We start from the raw sequence: 18203 nt of genomic DNA on the forward strand, positions 1-18203 counted from the left end.
GCTCCGCCGCGTTGGCGCCGGTGGCCATCGAACTGGCGGCGCTGCCGCCCATGCCGATGCGCATGCCGGGGCCGCCCAGCTGGATCAGCAGGCTGCCGGCCGGGACTTCGATCTTCTTCGTCTGGTCGGCGGCGATGGTGCCCAGGCCGCCGGCGATCATGATCGGTTTGTGGTAGCCCCGCTCCACGCCGCCCACCACCTGCTCGTACTCGCGGAAATACCCCAGCAGGTTGGGCCGGCCGAACTCGTTGTTGAAGGCCGCACCGCCCAGCGGTCCCTCGGTCATGATCTGCAGAGGGCTGGCAATATGCGCCGGTTTGCCGTCAGGCTGGTCGGACGAGGCGGGCGGCAAGCCGGACCACATCGCCAGTCCGCTGCAGATCATGATCGAAGGCCCGCTGGGCGGCGCGGCCTTCAACAACGAATTCGGCCGGCCGAACCTGCTGGGCTACTTCCGCGAATACGAGCAACAGGCCGGCGACGTCGCCCGCGGCTACCACAAGCCCATCATGATCGCCGGTGGCATCGGCACCATCAGCAGCGAGCAGACCAAGAAGATCCAGTTTGCCGCTGGCACCTTGCTGATTCAGTTGGGCGGCCCTGGCATGCGCATCGGCATGGCTGGCGCGGCTGCGTCGTCCATGGCGGCGGGTACCAACTCGGCCGCATTGGACTTTGACTCCGTGCAGCGTGGCAATCCTGAAATCGAGCGGCGTGCGCAAGAGGTGATCAACCACTGTTGGGGCCTGGGCGCCAACAACCCCATCCTGGCCATCCACGATGTGGGCGCGGGCGGTATCTCCAACGCCTTCCCCGAGCTGGTGGACGGCGCAGGCAAGGGCGCGCGTTTCGATCTGAGCAAGGTGCCGCTGGAAGAGTCCGGCATGGCGCCCAAGGAAATCTGGTGTAACGAAAGCCAGGAGCGTTATGTTCTGGCCATTGCGCCCGAATCGCTGCCCATGTTCACCGAAATGGCCAACCGTGAGCGTTGCCCCTTCGGCGTGATTGGCGTGGCCACCGAAGCACTGGAACTGGTGCTGGAAGACACCACTCAGCCTGGCGCAGACAAGGCCGTGGACATGCCCATGGAAGTGCTGCTGGGCAAGCCACCCAAGATGCACCGCGATGTGAAGCGCGTGCAGTGGGACGGCGGCAAGCTGGACCTGACCGGCGTGTCGCTGGACACCGTGGCACTGGACGTACTGCGTCACCCCACCGTGGCCAGCAAGCGTTTCCTGATCACCATCGGTGACCGCACCGTGGGCGGCTTGAACCACCGCGACCAGATGGTCGGCCCATGGCAAGTGCCCGTGGCCGACGTGGCTGTGACTTTGGCTGACTTCAAGGGCTTTGCCGGCGAAGCCATGGCCATGGGCGAGCGCACCCCGCTGGCTTCCGTGAATGCGCCCGCTTCCGGTCGCATGGCCGTGGCCGAGGCCATCACCAACCTGTTGGCCGCGCCCATTGAGCTGTCGCGCGTCAAGCTGTCTGCCAACTGGATGGCCGCTTGTGGCGAACCCGGTGAAGACGCAGCCTTGTTCGACACCGTGAAGGCCGTGGGCATGGACCTGTGTCCGGCACTGGGCGTGTCGATCCCTGTGGGCAAGGACTCGCTGTCCATGCGCACCAAGTGGTCTGACAACGGCCAAACCAAGCAAGTGACGGCACCCGTGTCCCTGATCGTGACGGCGTTTGCGTCGATCGCGGACGTGCGTGGCACGCTGACTCCGCAACTGGTGACGTCGGAAAACGGCCAAACGCTGGACACCAGCCTGATCCTGGTGGATTTGGGCGAAGGCAAGAACCGCATGGGCGGCTCGATGCTGGCCCAGGTGCTGAACCAGTTTGGCAACGAGGTGCCCGACTGCGACAGCCCCGAGATGCTGAAAGCCGCCGTGAATGCCGTGAACGCCCTGCGCGCACAAGGCAAGCTGCTTGCCTACCACGACCGTGGTGACGGCGGCCTGTGGGCGACCGTGGCTGAAATGGCTTTTGCTGGCAACACTGGCGTGAGCCTGAACGTGGACATGCTGGTGACCGAGGGCACCGGCGTGGACGACAGTCGAGCTGACTTCGGTGACTCGAAGAACTGGGCGGGCCAAGTGGGCGAACGCCGCAACGAGCTGACCTTGAAGGCCCTGTTCAACGAAGAACTGGGCCTGGTCCTGCAAGTGCGTACCGCTGACCGCGACGCCGTGCTGCAAACCCTGCGCGAGCATGGCCTGAGCAAGCACAGCCACGTCATCGGCAAGCCCAACACCAAGCACACGCTGGAAGTGTGGCGCGATGCCAAGGCCGTGTTTGCCGCGCCCGTGGAGCAACTGCACAAGACCTGGGACGACGTGAGCTGGCGCATTGCCCAGCTGCGCGACAACCCCGCTTGCGCCAACAGCGAACACGAAGCCATTGGCAAGGCTGCTGACCCCGGCATGCACGTGGCCCTGACGTTCGACCCGCTGGAAGACGTGGCTGCGCCCTTCATCAACAAGGCGCGCCCCAAGGTCGCCATCCTGCGTGAGCAGGGGGTGAACTCGCATGTGGAAATGTCGTATGCCGTGGCCCAAGGTGGCTTCGACACCTTTGACGTGCACATGAGCGACCTGCAAGCCGGCCGTGTCAGCCTGGATCAGTTCCAGGGCTTCATCGCCTGCGGTGGCTTCAGCTACGGCGACACCCTGGGTGCCGGCGAAGGCTGGGCACGTTCGATCATGTTCAACCCCAAGCTGGAAGAGCAGTTCCTGGCCTTCTTCGGTCGCCAGGACACCTTCGCGCTGGGCGTGTGCAACGGCTGCCAGATGCTGGCGGCGCTCAGCCCGATCATTCCGGGTGCGCAAGATTGGCCCAAGTTCACGCACAACCAGAGCACCCGCTTTGAAGCTCGCCTGAGCCTGGTCGAAGTGCTGGAAAGCCCCTCCATCTTCTTCCAGGGCATGGCCGGCAGCCGCATGCCGATCGCCGTGTCGCATGGCGAAGGGTTTGCCAACTTCTCGCAGCGTGGCGACATCGCCAAGGTGCAGAAAGCCCTGCGCTACGTGGACAACACCGGTGCCGCCACCGAGGTGTATCCGTTCAACCCGAACGGCTCGCCCGGCGGTTTGACCGGCGTGACCACGGCCGATGGTCGCTTCACGGCCATGATGCCGCACCCCGAGCGCGTGTTCCGCAACATCCAGATGAGCTGGACCAGCGGTAACAAGAGCGATGCCAGCCCCTGGCTGCGCATGTTCCGCAATGCCCGCAAGTGGGTAGGCTGATCACGCAGGGGTGATCACGCGCCCGCTTGTTCAGGCGGGCGAGTCCAGTGCGCCAGTGTGCTCACCAATTGGGCCACCTGGAATGGTTTGCTGATGAAGTCATCCATTCCAGCGGCACGGCACTCTTGCATGTCTTCAGCTCGGGCGCTGGCGGTCATCGCGATGATGGGGGTTCGCGGCCTCTGTGTGTCTTGACGCATGTGTCGTGTAGCGGTCAGCCCGTCCATCACGGGCATGTGCATGTCCATCAGAATGCAGTCGAACGGCTCTGTGTGCCAAAGGTCAAGCGCTTGCTGTCCTGTTCGAGCCACGCGAACCACATACCCGTGCTGCTCAAGAATGCTGCGAGCCAGGATCTCATTGAGCTCGTTGTCTTCTGCCAGCAAAATGCGCTTGCCATTCAGTTGTGTGGTTTGAGTGCGCACTTCGCCACTGCTTGGGCTCTGCTGTGGCGGGCTGGTGTCAGCGGCCTTTTCGGCGTGAAGCGTGAACCAGAAGCGACTGCCTTGGCCAAGCTGGCTCTCCACACCGACTTCGCCTCCCATCATCGCCGCCAGTTGCTTGCATATGGCCAGACCCAGGCCGGTGCCACCAAACCGACGGGTCGTGGAACTGTCAGCTTGTTCAAATGCAGCAAACAGACGTTGGCGGGTCGGCTCGTCCATGCCAATGCCGGTGTCAGTCACGCTGACCTTGATGGTCACGTGGGTTGGGGTTTCGCTCAACAGTCGCACCTCAATCCCGACCCGTCCTTGTTCCGTGAACTTGATGGCGTTGTTGGCGTAGTTCAGCAGAATTTGCTCAACCCGAAGCGGATCACCCCAGATGGGAATGGCCGTTGCGGGTGGCGCATCCATTGACCAAGCCAGATTTTTTGCGGTCAGACGTGGTGAGATCTGTGTGGCGACCGATTGAATCACCGATCCCAGGTCAAACCGAATGCGTTCCAGCTGGAGCTTGCCGGCTTCGATCTTGGACATGTCGAGGATGTCGTTGATCAAGCGCAGCAGCTGGTTGCTCGCCAGCTGGATGTTGGTCATGTACCGCCGCTGATCTGGGTTGTCGGTGGTCATCAAAGCCAACTGCGAAAACCCGATGACGCCGTTCAGTGGGGTGCGGATCTCGTGGCTCATATTGGCCAGAAATTCGCTTTTGACCTGGCTGGCCGTTTCGGCTGCCGCACGCGCGGTCTCAGCTTGCTGTCGTGAAATTTCCAGATCGCGAGTACGTTCGGCCACACGTGCTTCCAGTTCTGCTTCACGTTGGCGGAGCATCCGCTCGACGATGATGAGCCGATCTCTCTCTCGCAACAGCACGCCCTGGCGGATGAAGGCGAGCATGACCACGATGGCAGCTCCCAGTTGGACGATCGAGCGTGTGGATTCGGGCAGGTTGTTCAACGACGCCGTCAGGGTCACGCCCAGCGCAGCCAGTAGCACCAGCACCAGGGGCAACATGCGCAAAACCCCTTCGCATTGGCGATCCCATTGCGGGCTGTCGTGGGTGTCGAGGCGCAAGGCCCGAAGGCCCACGCCCATGCCAAGTGCGGCGACAGACAGGCCCATGTTCACCAGGCTGCCGTCGGTATTGCTCAAGGTCAGCGAGTCCAGATTCCAGATGCTCCACAGCACCATCAGTGTTCCGGTGCTCACCGGTAGAAGCAAGCTTTGCCATTGGGCGCGAACCCGGAGTTTGAGCAGCAGGATCAGGCCCAGACTGGTGGGCGCCATCAGGCTGAGGGGATACGCGGCCAGCATGCTGACCAACAACAGGTCGCCCTCGCCCTGGCGAGGAATGAACAGCGCCAAAGTGGCCGCCAGGGTGGCCACCAGAAACCCTGCGGAGTCGAGGGCCACGGCTCGCCAGTCATCGGGCTTGAGACGGTTGAGGGTCATGTAGACCAGCCCAATCGTCAAGCAGGGTCCGCAAGCCAGGAAGAAGGCGTCCGCCAGCAACGACATGGCGTGCCAGCGACTCCAGGCAATCCCGTCTTGCAGCAGCTGACCCAGCAGCATGCTCAGAACCCCCGCCAGGCACCAGCCCAAACCCTTGCGCATGGTCCGGTCCTGGGTCTGTGCCCATCGTTGGTAGACCAAGATGGATGCGCTCAAATAACTGGCAGTCCAGTGCAGGTTGTCGAGCAGAAAGAGAGCGGCCGGCCGTTTGAAAACCAGCACCCCAAGCAGGCCGGCCAATGTGGCCAGCAGGGCCAACACGAGCACAGGTCGGGTAAGCCGGCTTGGCATATTCAGGGCACCAGAATGACCTTGACGCTGCCGTCAACCCAGCTGCGGTCCACGTAGCTGATCAGTCGAGGGTTGGCTGCGGTCAGCTTCACGGCGATTTCTGGCGGAATGGCTTCTCTCGGCGGGTTGCCCTTGCCTGTGAAAACCATGCGAGACCAGTAAGCATTCAGTTGCGAGGAGGCAATGCCATGCACCTTTTCGCTGAACTCGTCACGCAGGTCGGTGCCATTTTGCAGGTCAACGGGAATCGCTGGCGAACCATCTGGAAAGGTGTGGGCTCGCCCCAGGAAAATGTTGGAAACCTGCTGGCGGCTCAGAGTGTTGACCGGAGACCTGGCACTGACGATGACCACGACTTCAGCTCGCGCTTCGGTCTGAGGGCCCCCGATCAAGGCGGCGACAAGGGGCGTGAGGAGGGCAAAGCGACGGAGGGATGTCATTTGGCGTACCCCCATCAGAAGATGAAGTCCAGCGCGAGCGTGTACAGACCAAATGACTTGGTGCGGGGCTCGGTGGCTGGCGACAGTTTGGGAAACGAGGTGGGGTAGGCTCGTGCAGGGTCATCAAGCCTGACCTGAAGCATTTCGGCTTTCAAAGCAGCGTTGCGGGCGATTTCATACCGGGTGCCGATGGCCCAGGTTTGGCGTCCTGAGTTGCTGGGGAACAAGGGCTCTTTGTTGAAAGCGCGAAGCAGCGGGCTGACGTTGGGCAGGTCGGCGTCACTGATCCGGTGTGCTTTGACCTTCTTGAGTTTCTGGAGGCCATACGTTACGTACGGTGTCCATTGGCCCTGCCTGACACTGGCACCCAGGGCCACCCCTTGATAGCTGCTGCGAAGGGACTCCCGCGCCGAGTTGGTGAAGTACTCGCCCCAGATGGCATACGGCTTGAAGTCGTAACGCACACCGACATCCAGCAGGGTGCTCCCAATGTCGGTGAGGGTGTTTTGCAGGGCCTGAGCCACAAGCCGGCAGCTGCTGCATCCGTTGGCCTGGGCCATGCGGGCCTGCCCGAGCATCAGCTTGAAAAAGTCGGTGGGTGGGCCGTCAACGTAGTCGTCGAAGGTGGTGTAACTCATCCTGAAGGCCAACCGGTCGTGTTCCAGACTCAGGCGCAGGCCTTTGATCCAGTGTGCCTTGTAGCGAAACACGGTGTCACCCTCCGCGTCGCCAGGCAATTCGATGCTGGCTCGCCCGGCATAGCCCAGCACTTCCAGATGGGTGTCACCCAGCATGCGTTCGTGTGTGAGGTTGACGCCGTCGTGATTGGACAGAGGGTACAGGCTGTAGGCTGACAGGTCGGTGCGAACCGTGGTGTTGGCGTAGCCGACAAAGCGATTTTCCGAGTCCATTTGAACCGGGGTCAGCAAACGCCCAGCCTGCACGGTCCAATGATCGTCGTGTCGGTATTTGACGAAGCCCCATTCCAGCAAGGGCTCGATGCGGTCGTGAGCGCGGTAGCGCGCAATGACTTGGGCCGTGGCCGACAGCTGCTGGTCAGGGTTGACGTCGAGCTGCACGCCCAGGAGGGAGTCGTTGTGGATCGACCACTTGTTTCGACTCGCGCGGCTGATGTTCTGGGGGTAACTCAGATAGCCTGTGCCGCTGTCGTCGGTGCGAGTGGCACCCAGGGTGCCGAACCCACGCAGCAGCCAGGGTTCAGAAGGGGTTTGAGCGTACGCTGCGGCACCACCGCTCAGCAAACAAATCACAGCCAGTTGTCTGAGCGAACGCATGATTGGCAACCCCAGCGAATGTCGTTATGTCAATCGCATTTCAGTATCGAGTAATTCGGTCAGGCACGCAACATAACGTCTGATGCATATCGTTGTATATGCCTGACTTTTCCCGAGTGATTACGCCACACGCTCAACGCTGAAAGTCAGTCCGGCATCGATGGCCTGAATCAGGCGATCGATATTGGGGTGCTTGCCGGGGTTGGCTTTGGCATCTGCGGTGTGCTCGGCGTAGATTTCCAGCCCTTCAGCGGCAGCTTGCGGCGTGATGGCGCCGAATTTGTCAGCCAAAGCGGCGTAAACGCGCAGGGAGCCCGCCTGGCCGGGTTTGTTTTCAATGGTGGCCACGGTATTGCCAGCCGCATCTTTCAGGGTAATGGCTTGAACGCCATCAACGGCGGGAAGATTCTGGAGGTTGTCTGCAAATGCCATGAGATGAAATAGAGAAAAGTAATCAGGCCTAATTGTCCCAAAAACGGATTCAGCAGGCGTGGGGTATTTTCGGCGACGATTCCCCGACCCAATCGTTTACTGCCTGCGCGATATGGGGCGCCATCGTGATGGTGTTGCTGGGGTGGGGAATACAGTCGGTGCTCCAGATGTGCCGCACGCCCGCCTGGTGAATGATGTGCTGCGCATCATGGGCAAACAAAGCGTGGGTGACGGCCACATCCACGCTGGCGGCGCCCGCGTTCAGCAGCAACCGGCACGCGACGGCCAGGGTTCGGCCAGAGCTGGCCACGTCATCCAGGAGTACAACCTCACGGTCCTTCACGGACAAGTCTGGCAGTTCGATCTCGACCGCGTGGTCACCGCGTCGAACTTTGGTGCAGACGCCAAAGTCCCAGCCGTGCCGCGCCGCGGCCGATTGCACCCATTGCTCTGACTCGGCATCGGGCCCGATCAGCAGTGGGCTGCGGAGTTGATTTGCAATCCAGTCGGACAGGGCTGGGGCGCCGCTGAGGGTGACGGCGTAGGGCAAGGGCACGGCTTCTTCCAGGCGGCTGATGCGGTGCAGGTGTGGATCGACGGTGACGATGCCATCTACCAGGGTGCTCAGAAAGTGTCCAATGCGTTTCTGGCTGATGACCTCCCCTGGGTGGAAAGCGATGTCTTGCCGCATGTAGGCCAGGTAGGGGCTGACCAGCAGAATGCGCTGAACGCCCAGGCTGCGAGCCTCGCTGGCGGCCAGCAGCAGCGAGATGAGCTTGTCATTCGGATGGTCAAGCCCCCGGTAGATCACCAGGCTGGAATCGACCTGACCTGAGGCGTTGACCGGCAGCCGAAGTCGTAGCTCATCATCGGGGAACCGGTGCGATTCGATGCAAGCGCTGGGCAGCTTGCACAGTTGAGCCAAGCGCTGAGCGGGCTCGCGTTCGTCATCAAAGTAGAGCAAGGTGGCCAAGGTCAGAACTCCACGAACAGGTGGGGCACTTCATCCGCATGCCCCAGGCGGAAGCCACTTTGCTTGAGGGCCGATTGGCGAGCGAACTCCAGGTCGGCTGGATAGGCGGCATACACCCGGTACAGGGGCTCGCCCGCCGCCACCGGGTCGCCCAGTTTGCGCAGCAAATCCACCCCAGAGCCTTGCACCTTGGGGGCGCCTGCCAGACGGGCAATGCGAGCCAACTGCAGGTTGTCGATGCCGGTGACCACCGCGGTTTGGTCGGCCACGATGTCGAAGCTCAAGGGGGCCAGGGCCGGTGCATCGGGGTCGAAGGGCTTGGCGCCCTGCGCTTCGATGATGGCCTGCATCTTGGCCAGCGCACGGCCGGAGTCGAGAATGTCGCGGGCAATGGCGTAGCCGTCGCCGCCTCGCACATCGGGGTCGAATTCCAGCATCCGACCGGCCAGGCGCAGGGCCTTCTGGCGCAAGTCGCTGGGCGCACGTGGGTCGTTGCGCAGCACACGCATCACGTCGCGTGCCTCCAGCACGGGGCCGATGCCGTTGCCCACGGGTTGGCGCCCGTCGGTGATGACCACGTCCAGTGTCAGCCCCAGGCGGCCGGCCACGAATTCAAAGAGTTTGCGCAGGCGTTGCGCCGAGGGCATGGTGTGCACCTTGGCAGTGGGGCCCACCGGGATGTCTAGCAGCAGGTGGGTGGAGCCAGCGGCCACCTTCTTCGACAGAATGGAGGCCACCATCTGCCCGGGTGAGTCGATGGACAAAGGGCGCTCGACCGCGATCAGAACATCGTCTGCGGGCGACAGCTCACTGGTGCCCCCCCAGGCCAGACATCCGCGGTGCTCGCGCACGATTTCCCACAGTCGCTCGAAGGGCGGTTCGACCTCGGCCAGCACTTCCATGGTGTCAGCTGTGCCGGCTGGTGACGTGATGGCGCGCGACGACGTTTTCGGGCACAGCATGCCGTGTGCTGCCACGATGGGCACCACCAGCATGGAGGTGCGATTGCCTGGTATGCCGCCAATGCAGTGTTTGTCCACCACAGGGTGTTCGCGCCAGTCGAGCTTTCGCCCAACTGCGGCCATCGCTTCGGTCAGGTAGTAAACCTCTTCGCGGTCCAGTTGCCCTTGGTTGGAGGCGACCACAAACGCGGTCAGCTCGATCTTCGAATAGCGGTGTTCGGCAATGTCGCGAACAATCGCCTGGAAGTCGTTCTGCGTCAGCCGCTCACCGGCAATCTTGCGGTGCAAGGCGGGAATGGAGGAGGCAGGCTCCGCCTGACTGATGAAGGTGGGGTGCCCTTCCTCTACGCCCAACTGGGCGAACGCATCTTCTGACAACCCCAGTTCGTTGCAGCCCACGATGCCGTCGTCATCGACCACATTCAAGCTGGCCAGAATGCGTCGCCCATTGGCGCGGACCTCGACTTTGGACAGGGCCTGAAACCCTTCGGCCCGGTAAACCGCGCAGTCGCGGTGCAGGTAGGCCACGTTTTCGCGGTAGGTGTCAATGCCGACTCGGCGCACCTGCAGCAGGGGGGTATTGGAGGCGGGTGGGGAAGAGACTGAACTCATGTTTTCGGTCATCCTGAGCCCCCGGGAACATGGGGGCTCCCGCCAGTTTGCGGGCAAGCGCAAGGCTTTGGAAACCGTTGGTCATGGCAGCGTAACAATTTCACATCATTCTTGACCCCCGACAAGTGGGCTGTGGGGGGCGTCACGAAACCGTCAGCCCGCGTGATCCCATCAGACGATGGGGCCCGCAGCAGTGTGGACGCGAAAGGAATGACATGAAGAAGTGGGTTCAACACCAGCACGCCTGGTCCATGGGGCTGGCCGGCGCCCTGATGTTGTCTCTGGTTGGTTGCGGTGGCGGTGGCAATGACCCAGCGAGCGCGGCGCCTGCCAGTCAGGGCGGAAATCCACAGCCCGTGGTGCAGCCCGATGTGGTCAATGTGCAGGACGTGCCTGTGGCGGCGGGTGTGGGGTATTCGCTGGGCGTGAATGCTTCGGGGGCCGTTCAGGTGTGGGGCACCGGCATGGCTGGTTCTGCGCCTGCCGTGGCGAATGTGAAGGCCGTCGGGGCTACGCGTTGGGGCGGGAACTGGGCTGTGCTGGCGACGGGAGACGCCCTTTACTGGGGCAACGATGCCAGCGGTGCACTCAGCCATGCGTCGGCTGTGTCTTTGAGCGGCCTGGGCCGAGTCGCCGCGCTGCGGGCGTGCGGGCAGGGCGCAGACGCGCGTCTGGTGGCTTTGAAGACCGATGGCACCGTGCGAGTGGTGAGCCCCGCTGGTTTGAGCGCGTCGACTCAGGGCTTGACCGTGGCTGGGCTGAGCGCAGTCAAAGCCTTGGTGGATGGCGGCGACGCCTCCTGCAACAACGTGTTGGCCGTGGGGGCCAATGGCCTGGTTTCGCAACTGCAAGTCGGTGGCACAGAAGCGTCAGCCGTGTTGGTCGCCGGCCTGAGCCGCGTGGCGCAAGCTTCTTGTGCCTCGGACAACTGCCTGGTTGTGACCGACGAGGGCCAAGTCTGGGGGTGGGGTAGCAATGCCAAGGGTCAAATGGGCGATGAAACGGTCGATGCCCGCGTTGCGCCTGCTCAGGTCGACCTGAGCTTGCTGGCCACGGCAGGGGTCACGCCCAAAGTCCGCCAGGTGTTGCTGACCCAGGCTGGCGCAGCCTATGCGTTGAGCGAAAACGGTGCCTTGTACGGCTGGGGGCGCTTGGATGGCCGAGTCAAGGCCACGGTACCTGGGGCGCCAGGCACGGCACCCACACCGATCCTGAATGCGAACTTCAAGGTTCAGCAGGTGGTGTCAGCTTCGGCTGAATCCGGCCAGACCTTGATCCTCTCGGGCGATGGCAAGGTATTTGGTTGGGGCCGTAACGCACAGTCTGAAGTGACATCAGCGAACACCGCCACGCTGCTGAGCGACTTGACCGACACAGGGGTGAAGCTCCGCTGAGCATGGTGTAAACCATCTCTCGCTTCGCCCTTTGGCCTCGTAACATCGGCTAGAGCCGAGCTTGCCTCGGTATTCGCACGAGCATGAGGTTCAGGGGGTGAGGATGGTGCCAGTTCAGCACATCTGGGTGCGGTCAAGAGGGGTGAATCTGTCGGTCGAGGTCTCCATGCCACCCGACCTACCGGATGCCCCTACTGTCGTGCTGGTTCATGGCTACCCAGACACCTCTGCCGTCTGGCGCGATGTGCGTGAACAGCTGGCCAAAGACCATGTGGTCGTGACCTACGACTGCCGTGGGGCAGGCCAATCGAGTCATCCACAAGGCAGCCGACACTATGTGCTGGCGCGTTTCGTGGACGATCTGGTGGCCGTGACTGACCTGGTCTCGCCCCATCGGCCCTTTCACCTGGTTGGACACGATTGGGGTTCGGTTCACAGTTGGGAGTCGGTCACCGACGACAAGCTGAAAGGCCGAATTGCGTCGTTCACCAGCATCTCTGGCCCCTGTCTGGACCAACTTGCCCTGTGGAGTCGCAGCAAATGGGCTCGCCCCACCTTGCGGCACCTGGGGCAGGTGTTGTCGCAAACGCTGGCGTCTTGGTACGTCGTTTTCTTCCAGCTGCCCTGGTTGCCGGAGTTGGTCTGGCGCGCGGGCGGAAAATCGATGTGGCCACGCTGGCTGAAATGGACCGAAGGCGTTGAGGCGGAGGCTTCAGATACGTTCGTGGCCGATGCCTGCAGTGGTTTGGGCATGTACCGGGCCAATGTGCTCAAAGCCATGTTCCGCCCTCGCATGCGCATGGCGCACGCCCCGGTTCAGATCATCGTGCCCACGCATGATCGCTATGTTCGCCCCCAGGTGGCCGAAGCGGCCATGCCATTTGCGTCGGTGTTGTGGCGTCGCGATGTGGCTGACACCCACTGGGTGGTCCGCAAGCGGCCGGAGCTGATCGCCCGCTATGTGCGCGAGTTCACCGAGTGGGTGGAAGCCGACCGTGCGCCGGTTTTGCCGCTGCGCATGCATGCGGCCCGGCGCTGAACTGGATTCGGCGACGATCAACTCGCCGCTGGGGTGGGGCGCGTCTTGTAGAACTGAATGGGCGAGGCCGGAACCTGGTTCAGCACCGATTTCTTGATCTTGCCCACCACGTGCATTTCGCAGGGCTTGCAGTCAAAACGCAGTGTGAGCTTTTCCTTGCCGTTGATCAGCTGCAACGGCTCGGCCCGCACGGTGCCTTGCACCCCGGTTACGCCCTTGGCCTGCTTCGGGCACAAGCTCAGCGAGTAGCGCACGCAGTGCTTGGTGATCATCAGGCTGACTTCGCCCAGCTCTTCATGGCTTTCGTAGGCCGCATCGATCACCTTCACCCCGTGTTTGGCGTAGAAGTCGCGCGCTTTGTGGTTGAACACATTGGCCAGATAGCTCAAAGAGTCCTCGGGATACGGCACAGGCGGCTCGACTGCGGCCGCCCGCTCGGGGCGCTGATATGACTGTGCACGAGCCGCTTCCAAGGACGTGAAGGCGTCGCGGCGCAACTGATTGATGGCTGATGCCGGCGCGAACCACGGCTGCGCGGTCGACAAGCTCAGATCATTTGCATGGAAGATGGTGTTGCCCAGCTTGGTCAGGTTTTCGCGCAGGCTGGCTTCGGCCTTGTCTGGGTTCTGGGGCGGCTGCTTCTCGCAGCTGACGGTGGCCTGTCCCACGTGGCCGTTTTCGTCGGTCACCGTCAGGCTCAGACCGTCAGGGGTGTCGTTCAACTCCATCCACACGCCAATGCGGCGCTCCGCCGACTTCTTCGACAGCAGGTTTTCCCAGGCCCGATCGCGGTTGCGGTTGATGGCCAGGCCGGGTTTCAGGTCAGGCAGGGCGCTGATGTCTTCGTTGGGGAACACGCGCCAGATCCGGCCTGCCTTGCCAATGGGCTCGGCCGTGTTGACCTGCACGCCTACGATGTCCTTGGTCAGGGTCAGGTAGTTCAGGCCATCGCCGTTGTGAATGCCGCCTGCTTCCTGGGTCTCCGCATCGTCAATGGCCACATCAAACCAGCGGTCGCCCACTTTCGCCACTTCGCCCACGGGCAGCCCCAGATGCTTGGGCGACTCGAAGGCGCCAATGTCTTCCTTGCGACCGTTCACAAAATAGTCGGTGCTGCCGCGGTTGAAGTTGCGCTCGGGTTCAGGCTGGAAGTAGAAGGTGCATTCGCCCGAAGATGCCCGCGCCAGTTCGGGGCGCTCCTCCAGAATTTCGTCGAGCAGCATGCGGTAGTGGGCGGTGATGTTCTTCACATAGCCCATGTCCTTGTAGCGGCCCTCGATCTTGAAGGAGCTCACACCCGCATCGATCAGGGCGCGCAGGTTGGCGCTCTGGTCATTGTCTTTCATAGACAGCACGTGCTGCTCGAAGGCGACCACCTGGCCCGAGTCGTCCAACACGTTGTAAGGCAGGCGGCAGGCTTGTGAGCAGTCACCGCGGTTGGCGCTGCGGCCGGTGTGCGCATGGCTGATGAAGCACTGGCCGCTGTAGGCCACGCACAAGGCGCCGTGAATGAAGAACTCGATGGCCGCATGGGTGTTGACGGCAATGGTGCGAATCTGTTTGAGCGTCAACTCTCGGGCCAGCACGATCTGGCTGAATCCCACATCTTGCAAAAACTTGGCTTTCTCCACCGTGCGAATGTCGGTCTGGGTGGAGGCGTGCAGCTGAATGGGGGGCAGGTCCAGCTCCAACAAGCCCATGTCTTGCACGATCAGGGCATCGACCCCTGCGTCGTAGAGTTGCCAGATCAGCTTGCGGGCGGGCTCCAGCTCGTCATCGCGCAAGATGGTGTTGAGCGTGGTGAAAATGCGCGCGTTGTAGCGGTGCGCATGGGCCACCAGGCGGGCAATGTCTGCCACCTCGTTGCTCGCATTGGTGCGGGCACCGAAAGAGGGCCCACCAATGTAGACAGCGTCTGCACCGTGGTTGATGGCTTCGATGCCGATGTCGGCAGTCTTGGCCGGTGCGAGCAGTTCAATTTCGTGGCGAGCGAGGGACATGGTCTGAAAAAAGAGCAGTGAGGTCGGTGCCCCAGCTGGGCCGGGGCGGGCAAAACAGCGCCGATACTATCGCCATGAATGAAAGGACGACTATGCGGTACGCGCGGCTGGACCGAATTCGGGGCCTGGCGCTGGTGTGGATGGCGATTTTCCACTTTTGTTTCGATCTCAGCCACTACGGCTTGATCAATGCCAATTTTTATGTGGATTCCTTCTGGACCTCGCAGCGTACATTCATTCTTTCACTGTTCCTGTTGTGCGCCGGGGCCGGGCAGGCCGTGGCCACTGCTCAGGGGCAGACCTGGGCCCGTTTCTGGAAGCGCTGGGCGCAGGTGGCGGGCTGTGCCCTGGCCGTGACGGCCGGCAGCATGCTGATGTTTCCGAACTCCTTCATTTACTTTGGCGTACTGCACGGCATGGCCGTGATGTTGCTGCTGACCCGCGTGGTGGCCCACTTTGGTTGGCTCAAGGGGCGTTGGCTGTGGCCAGTCGGGGCCGCGGCGGTGGCTTTGCCCACGCTGATTCAGCATCCGTTTTTTGACACCCGCTGGACCAATTGGGTGGGCCTGATCACCCACAAGCCCATTACGGAAGACTACGTGCCCCTGTTGCCCTGGATCGGGGTGATGCTGTGGGGGCTGGCTGCAACCCAGTGGGTTTTGGCAAATCGGCCGCAGTGGCTCGTGGGCGACCCTGGCAAAAACCCTGAGGGGCGTGGTATGGTCGCCCATCTGGCGCCAGCTGCTTTGTTGAGCTTGCTGGGCCGCTGGAGCCTGACTTTCTACATGGCGCACCAACCCATTCTCATTGGCGCGCTGTCAGCCTGGATGCTGTGGCAGGGCCGGCCCCTGCCTTGATGCAGGCTGAGGCCTTTAGCAAGACCCATACGAATCTGATCTGGAACCGTCCGAATGAGCACCCCGATGACCCAAGACGAACTGAAAACCCTGGTGGGGCGAGCCGCCCTTGACTACGTTCAGCCTGGCAGCATTGTGGGCGTGGGCACAGGTTCCACTGTCGACAAATTCATCGACGCACTGGGGGCTGCCTTGGCGCAAAACCCCAGCTTCATTGCCGGTGCCGTGTCCAGTTCCGTGCGCAGTACCGAGCGCCTGGAAAAGCTGGGCGTGAAGGTGCTGCCCGCCGAGTCGGTGACGCAATTGGGCGTTTACATCGACGGAGCCGATGAAATCGACCACGCCGGCTACATGATCAAGGGCGGCGGCGCGGCCCTGACCCGCGAAAAGATCGTGGCCGATCTGGCTGAGCAGTTCGTCTGCATTGCCGACGAATCCAAACTCGTGCAGGTTTTGGGTAAGTTCCCTTTGCCCGTTGAAGTGATCCCCATGGCTGCCGCGCAAGTGATCCGTGCGTTTGCCAAGTTGGGTGGCACGGGCAAGGTGCGCGAAGGCTGCACGACCGACAACGGCAACATCATCGTGGACGTGACCGGTCTGCAAATTGCCCACCCGGCTCAGTTTGAGTCGGATGTGAACCAGATCCCCGGTGTGGTCACCGTGGGTGTGTTTGCGCGCAACAAGGCGTCGGTTTGCCTGTTGGGCACCGCCACTGGCGTCAAAACCCTGAAATTCTGATTCAGCAGGCGGTGCGGCTGGCCAGCCAGCCGTGAATGCCTTGGGCAGCCGCCACGCCATTCGAGAGGCAGGCCGTCAAGAGGTAGCCCCCCGTTGGCGCATCCCAGTCCAGCATCTCGCCAGCGAGAAACAGCCCGGGGTGCTGCTTCGCCATCAGCTGCTCATCCAGTTCGCTCCAGCGCACGCCGCCTGCGGTGCTGATGGCTTCGTCCATGGGGCGGGCTTGCTTCAGCGTCAGAGGCAGGGCCTTGATGGCGTGAGCCAAAGCGGCTGAGTCGTTCAGCGTGGCTTTGTCCAGCAGTTCAAACAGCAATCCCATCTTCAACCCTTGCAGACCCAGTCGGCTCTTCAAGTGGGTGGAAAGACTGCGTGGCCCTCTGGGGCGAGACACCTCGGCCAGAACCTGGTCTGGTGTATGGGCGGGCAGCAAATCCAGTTCGATCGTGGCTTGTCCGTGTTGGGCAATGGCTTGTCGAACGCGGGCGGAAAACGCATAAATCAGGCTGCCTTCCACGCCGGTTTCAGTCAGCACGAATTCGCCCTGTTGACGGTCGATCCGGCCGTCGTCGTGTCGGAAGGACACCGCCACAGGCTTGATAGGTTGCCCCGCAAAGCGGGTGCGCAAGTGCTCGGTCCAGCCCTCGGGCGTATCGAAGCCGCAGTTGGATGCTTGCAGGGGCGACACGCTCAGCCCCCGTTCTTCTAACAATGACACCCAGCGGCCGTCTGACCCCAGGCGAGACCAACTGCCGCCACCCAGGGCCAGCAGACACGCTTGCGCGCGCACTTGGCGGGGCCCATCGGGCGTGTCAAATACCAGCGCAGGGGGCGCGTCGGCGCTTTGGGTGTCCGAAGCCCAGCCTTGCCAGCGGTGGCGCATGTGGAACTGCACACCCTGGCTTCGCATGCGGTGCAGCCAGGCGCGCAGCAGCGGGGCGGCTTTCATGTCAGTGGGGAACACGCGGCCCGAGGTGCCGACAAAGGTGTCTACCCCCAAGGCCTGAGCCCATTCACGCACCTGATCGGGGCCCCAGTCTTGCAGCAGGGGGCGAAGGCGTTCTTGCCCCTCGCTGTAGCGCGAAATGAAGGCGGGCAGCGGTTCGGAGTGGGTCAGGTTCAGGCCGCCGCGGCCTGCCAGCAGGAATTTGCGACCCACTGATGGCATGGCGTCGAACAAATGAACCTGCACGCCTTGGCGGGAGAGGATATCGGCTGCCATGAGGCCAGCCGGACCACCGCCAACGATGGCCACGGTGGTGTCAAGAATGCGCGAGTCAGTCAAAAGCGGAAACCAGGGGGGGCGTTGCCCGCAGGGGGCTTGGCTGAGGACGATGGAGAGGCTGTGGGGGCTGTTGTGCGGCTGTCACCAGCGCTGCCCGACGGGTCGGACGAGCCTGACGAGCCCAAAGGCACCAAGGCGGTGGCTTCTGGCGCGCGGTAATTGGCAGGCAGCATGCTTTCCTGCGGGTAGCCTGCCGCATTGAGGTAGGAAGACCATTCCCCTTCACCGAAGCCTGTGATTTGCTGGTTGCCAATCTTCAAGGTCGGCAACTCTTCGGTTCCCGTCAGGCCTTTGTAGGCGCGGATGTCCGCCGAGGTGTTGACCGTCTTTTCAACGAAAGGAATGCCGCGGCGTGTCAGAAACTGTCGCCCCTGGTCACAGGGCGAGCAGCGAGCGCTGGTGTAAAACGTCACCGGGTAGCGGGTAGCGGCTTGCTGCAGGCTGTAGGGCAGGTTGCTGGCTTCTACCGTACCGCTGCTGGCGCCCTTGAGGGGCTGTGCCTTCCTGGCGTCGGCCGGTGGGCGATCGGTGTACGTGATCTCGCCGTTCGGCCCCACGACCTTGTACAGAGCCCAACTGGGGGTAGATGCTGCGAGCAGCGTCAAACCCAGGGCCAGCAAGCCGACACGAGAGGACAAATGTGAGCGAAACGGGCGAGTTGAAGTCATATCCTGCTTTT

Annotated in this window: 14 protein-coding genes and 1 pseudogene; 5 read left to right on the forward strand and 10 right to left on the reverse strand. The window is 62.4% G+C overall.

The annotated features are described in order from the left end of the window. The coding region (locus VFW72_RS03045; RefSeq protein WP_414638770.1) for a hypothetical protein at positions 1-385 on the reverse strand (385 nt) is incomplete at its 3' end. Between VFW72_RS03045 and purL the strand changes: the two are divergent. After that, positions 345-3254 (forward strand): annotated as a pseudogene (purL, locus tag VFW72_RS03050) (phosphoribosylformylglycinamidine synthase); the annotation flags it as partial. The gene VFW72_RS03045 and the pseudogene purL overlap by 41 nt on opposite strands. A gap of 14 nt (positions 3255-3268) precedes the next feature. Here purL and VFW72_RS03055 read toward each other — a convergent pair. The 6 genes from VFW72_RS03055 to VFW72_RS03080 all read right to left on the reverse strand — a co-directional run bounded on the left by VFW72_RS03055 (position 3269) and on the right by VFW72_RS03080 (position 10214). Continuing rightward, complete coding sequence (locus tag VFW72_RS03055) at positions 3269-5500, reverse strand: hybrid sensor histidine kinase/response regulator (protein ID WP_329672798.1); 2232 nt, start codon at positions 5498-5500, stop codon at positions 3269-3271. 2 nt (positions 5501-5502) lie between these two features. After that, entirely contained in the window at positions 5503-5940 is a 438-nt protein-coding gene (locus VFW72_RS03060) for a phosphate ABC transporter substrate-binding protein (protein WP_329672799.1), read from the reverse strand. Between the two features lie 14 nt (positions 5941-5954). Continuing rightward, complete coding sequence (locus VFW72_RS03065) at positions 5955-7235, reverse strand: hypothetical protein (RefSeq protein ID WP_329672800.1); 1281 nt, start codon at positions 7233-7235, stop codon at positions 5955-5957. Positions 7236-7355: 120 nt separating this feature from the next. Continuing rightward, complete coding sequence (locus tag VFW72_RS03070) at positions 7356-7667, reverse strand: DUF2322 family protein (RefSeq protein WP_329672801.1); 312 nt, start codon at positions 7665-7667, stop codon at positions 7356-7358. A 49-nt stretch (positions 7668-7716) separates the two neighbouring features. Continuing rightward, the gene (locus tag VFW72_RS03075) at positions 7717-8640 is read right to left on the reverse strand and encodes a ribose-phosphate pyrophosphokinase (RefSeq protein ID WP_329672802.1); all 924 of its coding nucleotides are present in this window, start codon (positions 8638-8640) and stop codon (positions 7717-7719) included. A 2-nt stretch (positions 8641-8642) separates the two neighbouring features. After that, a complete protein-coding gene (locus tag VFW72_RS03080; RefSeq protein WP_329672803.1) occupies positions 8643-10214 on the reverse strand; it encodes a thymidine phosphorylase family protein in 1572 nt (523 codons plus the stop codon). A gap of 215 nt (positions 10215-10429) precedes the next feature. Between VFW72_RS03080 and VFW72_RS03085 the strand changes: the two genes are divergently transcribed. Continuing rightward, complete coding sequence (locus VFW72_RS03085; RefSeq protein ID WP_329672804.1) at positions 10430-11608, forward strand: hypothetical protein; 1179 nt, start codon at positions 10430-10432, stop codon at positions 11606-11608. Positions 11609-11711: 103 nt separating this feature from the next. Further along, positions 11712-12647: an alpha/beta fold hydrolase gene (locus VFW72_RS03090; RefSeq protein ID WP_329672805.1), complete on the forward strand. Its 936-nt coding sequence runs from the start codon at positions 11712-11714 to the stop codon at positions 12645-12647. A 17-nt stretch (positions 12648-12664) separates the two neighbouring features. On the opposite strand, the gene VFW72_RS03095 is transcribed toward VFW72_RS03090, so the two are convergent. After that, positions 12665-14647: a U32 family peptidase gene (locus tag VFW72_RS03095; protein WP_329672806.1), complete on the reverse strand. Its 1983-nt coding sequence runs from the start codon at positions 14645-14647 to the stop codon at positions 12665-12667. Between the two features lie 92 nt (positions 14648-14739). Between VFW72_RS03095 and VFW72_RS03100 the strand changes: the two genes are divergently transcribed. Both VFW72_RS03100 and rpiA read left to right on the forward strand, forming a co-directional pair. Continuing rightward, positions 14740-15504 carry a heparan-alpha-glucosaminide N-acetyltransferase gene (locus tag VFW72_RS03100; RefSeq protein WP_329672807.1) on the forward strand — a complete coding sequence of 255 codons (765 nt, stop codon included), beginning with the start codon at positions 14740-14742 and terminating at the stop codon, positions 15502-15504. 66 nt (positions 15505-15570) lie between these two features. Continuing rightward, positions 15571-16242, forward strand: coding sequence for a ribose-5-phosphate isomerase RpiA (gene rpiA, locus VFW72_RS03105; protein ID WP_329672845.1), 672 nt, complete (start codon positions 15571-15573; stop codon positions 16240-16242). A gap of 1 nt (position 16243) precedes the next feature. Here rpiA and VFW72_RS03110 read toward each other — a convergent pair whose 3' ends face one another. Together VFW72_RS03110 and VFW72_RS03115 are read right to left on the reverse strand one after the other, a co-directional pair. Next, positions 16244-17524 carry a TIGR03862 family flavoprotein gene (locus VFW72_RS03110; protein ID WP_329672808.1) on the reverse strand — a complete coding sequence of 427 codons (1281 nt, stop codon included), beginning with the start codon at positions 17522-17524 and terminating at the stop codon, positions 16244-16246. Next, positions 17521-18192: a glutaredoxin family protein gene (locus VFW72_RS03115; protein ID WP_329672809.1), complete on the reverse strand. Its 672-nt coding sequence runs from the start codon at positions 18190-18192 to the stop codon at positions 17521-17523. Before VFW72_RS03115 ends, VFW72_RS03110 begins: the two co-directional genes overlap by 4 nt. Between the last annotated feature and the right edge of the window lie 11 nt (positions 18193-18203).

Source organism: Aquabacterium sp., assembly GCF_036273115.1.
In the GTDB taxonomy this organism is placed as follows: domain Bacteria; phylum Pseudomonadota; class Gammaproteobacteria; order Burkholderiales; family Burkholderiaceae_C; genus Aquabacterium.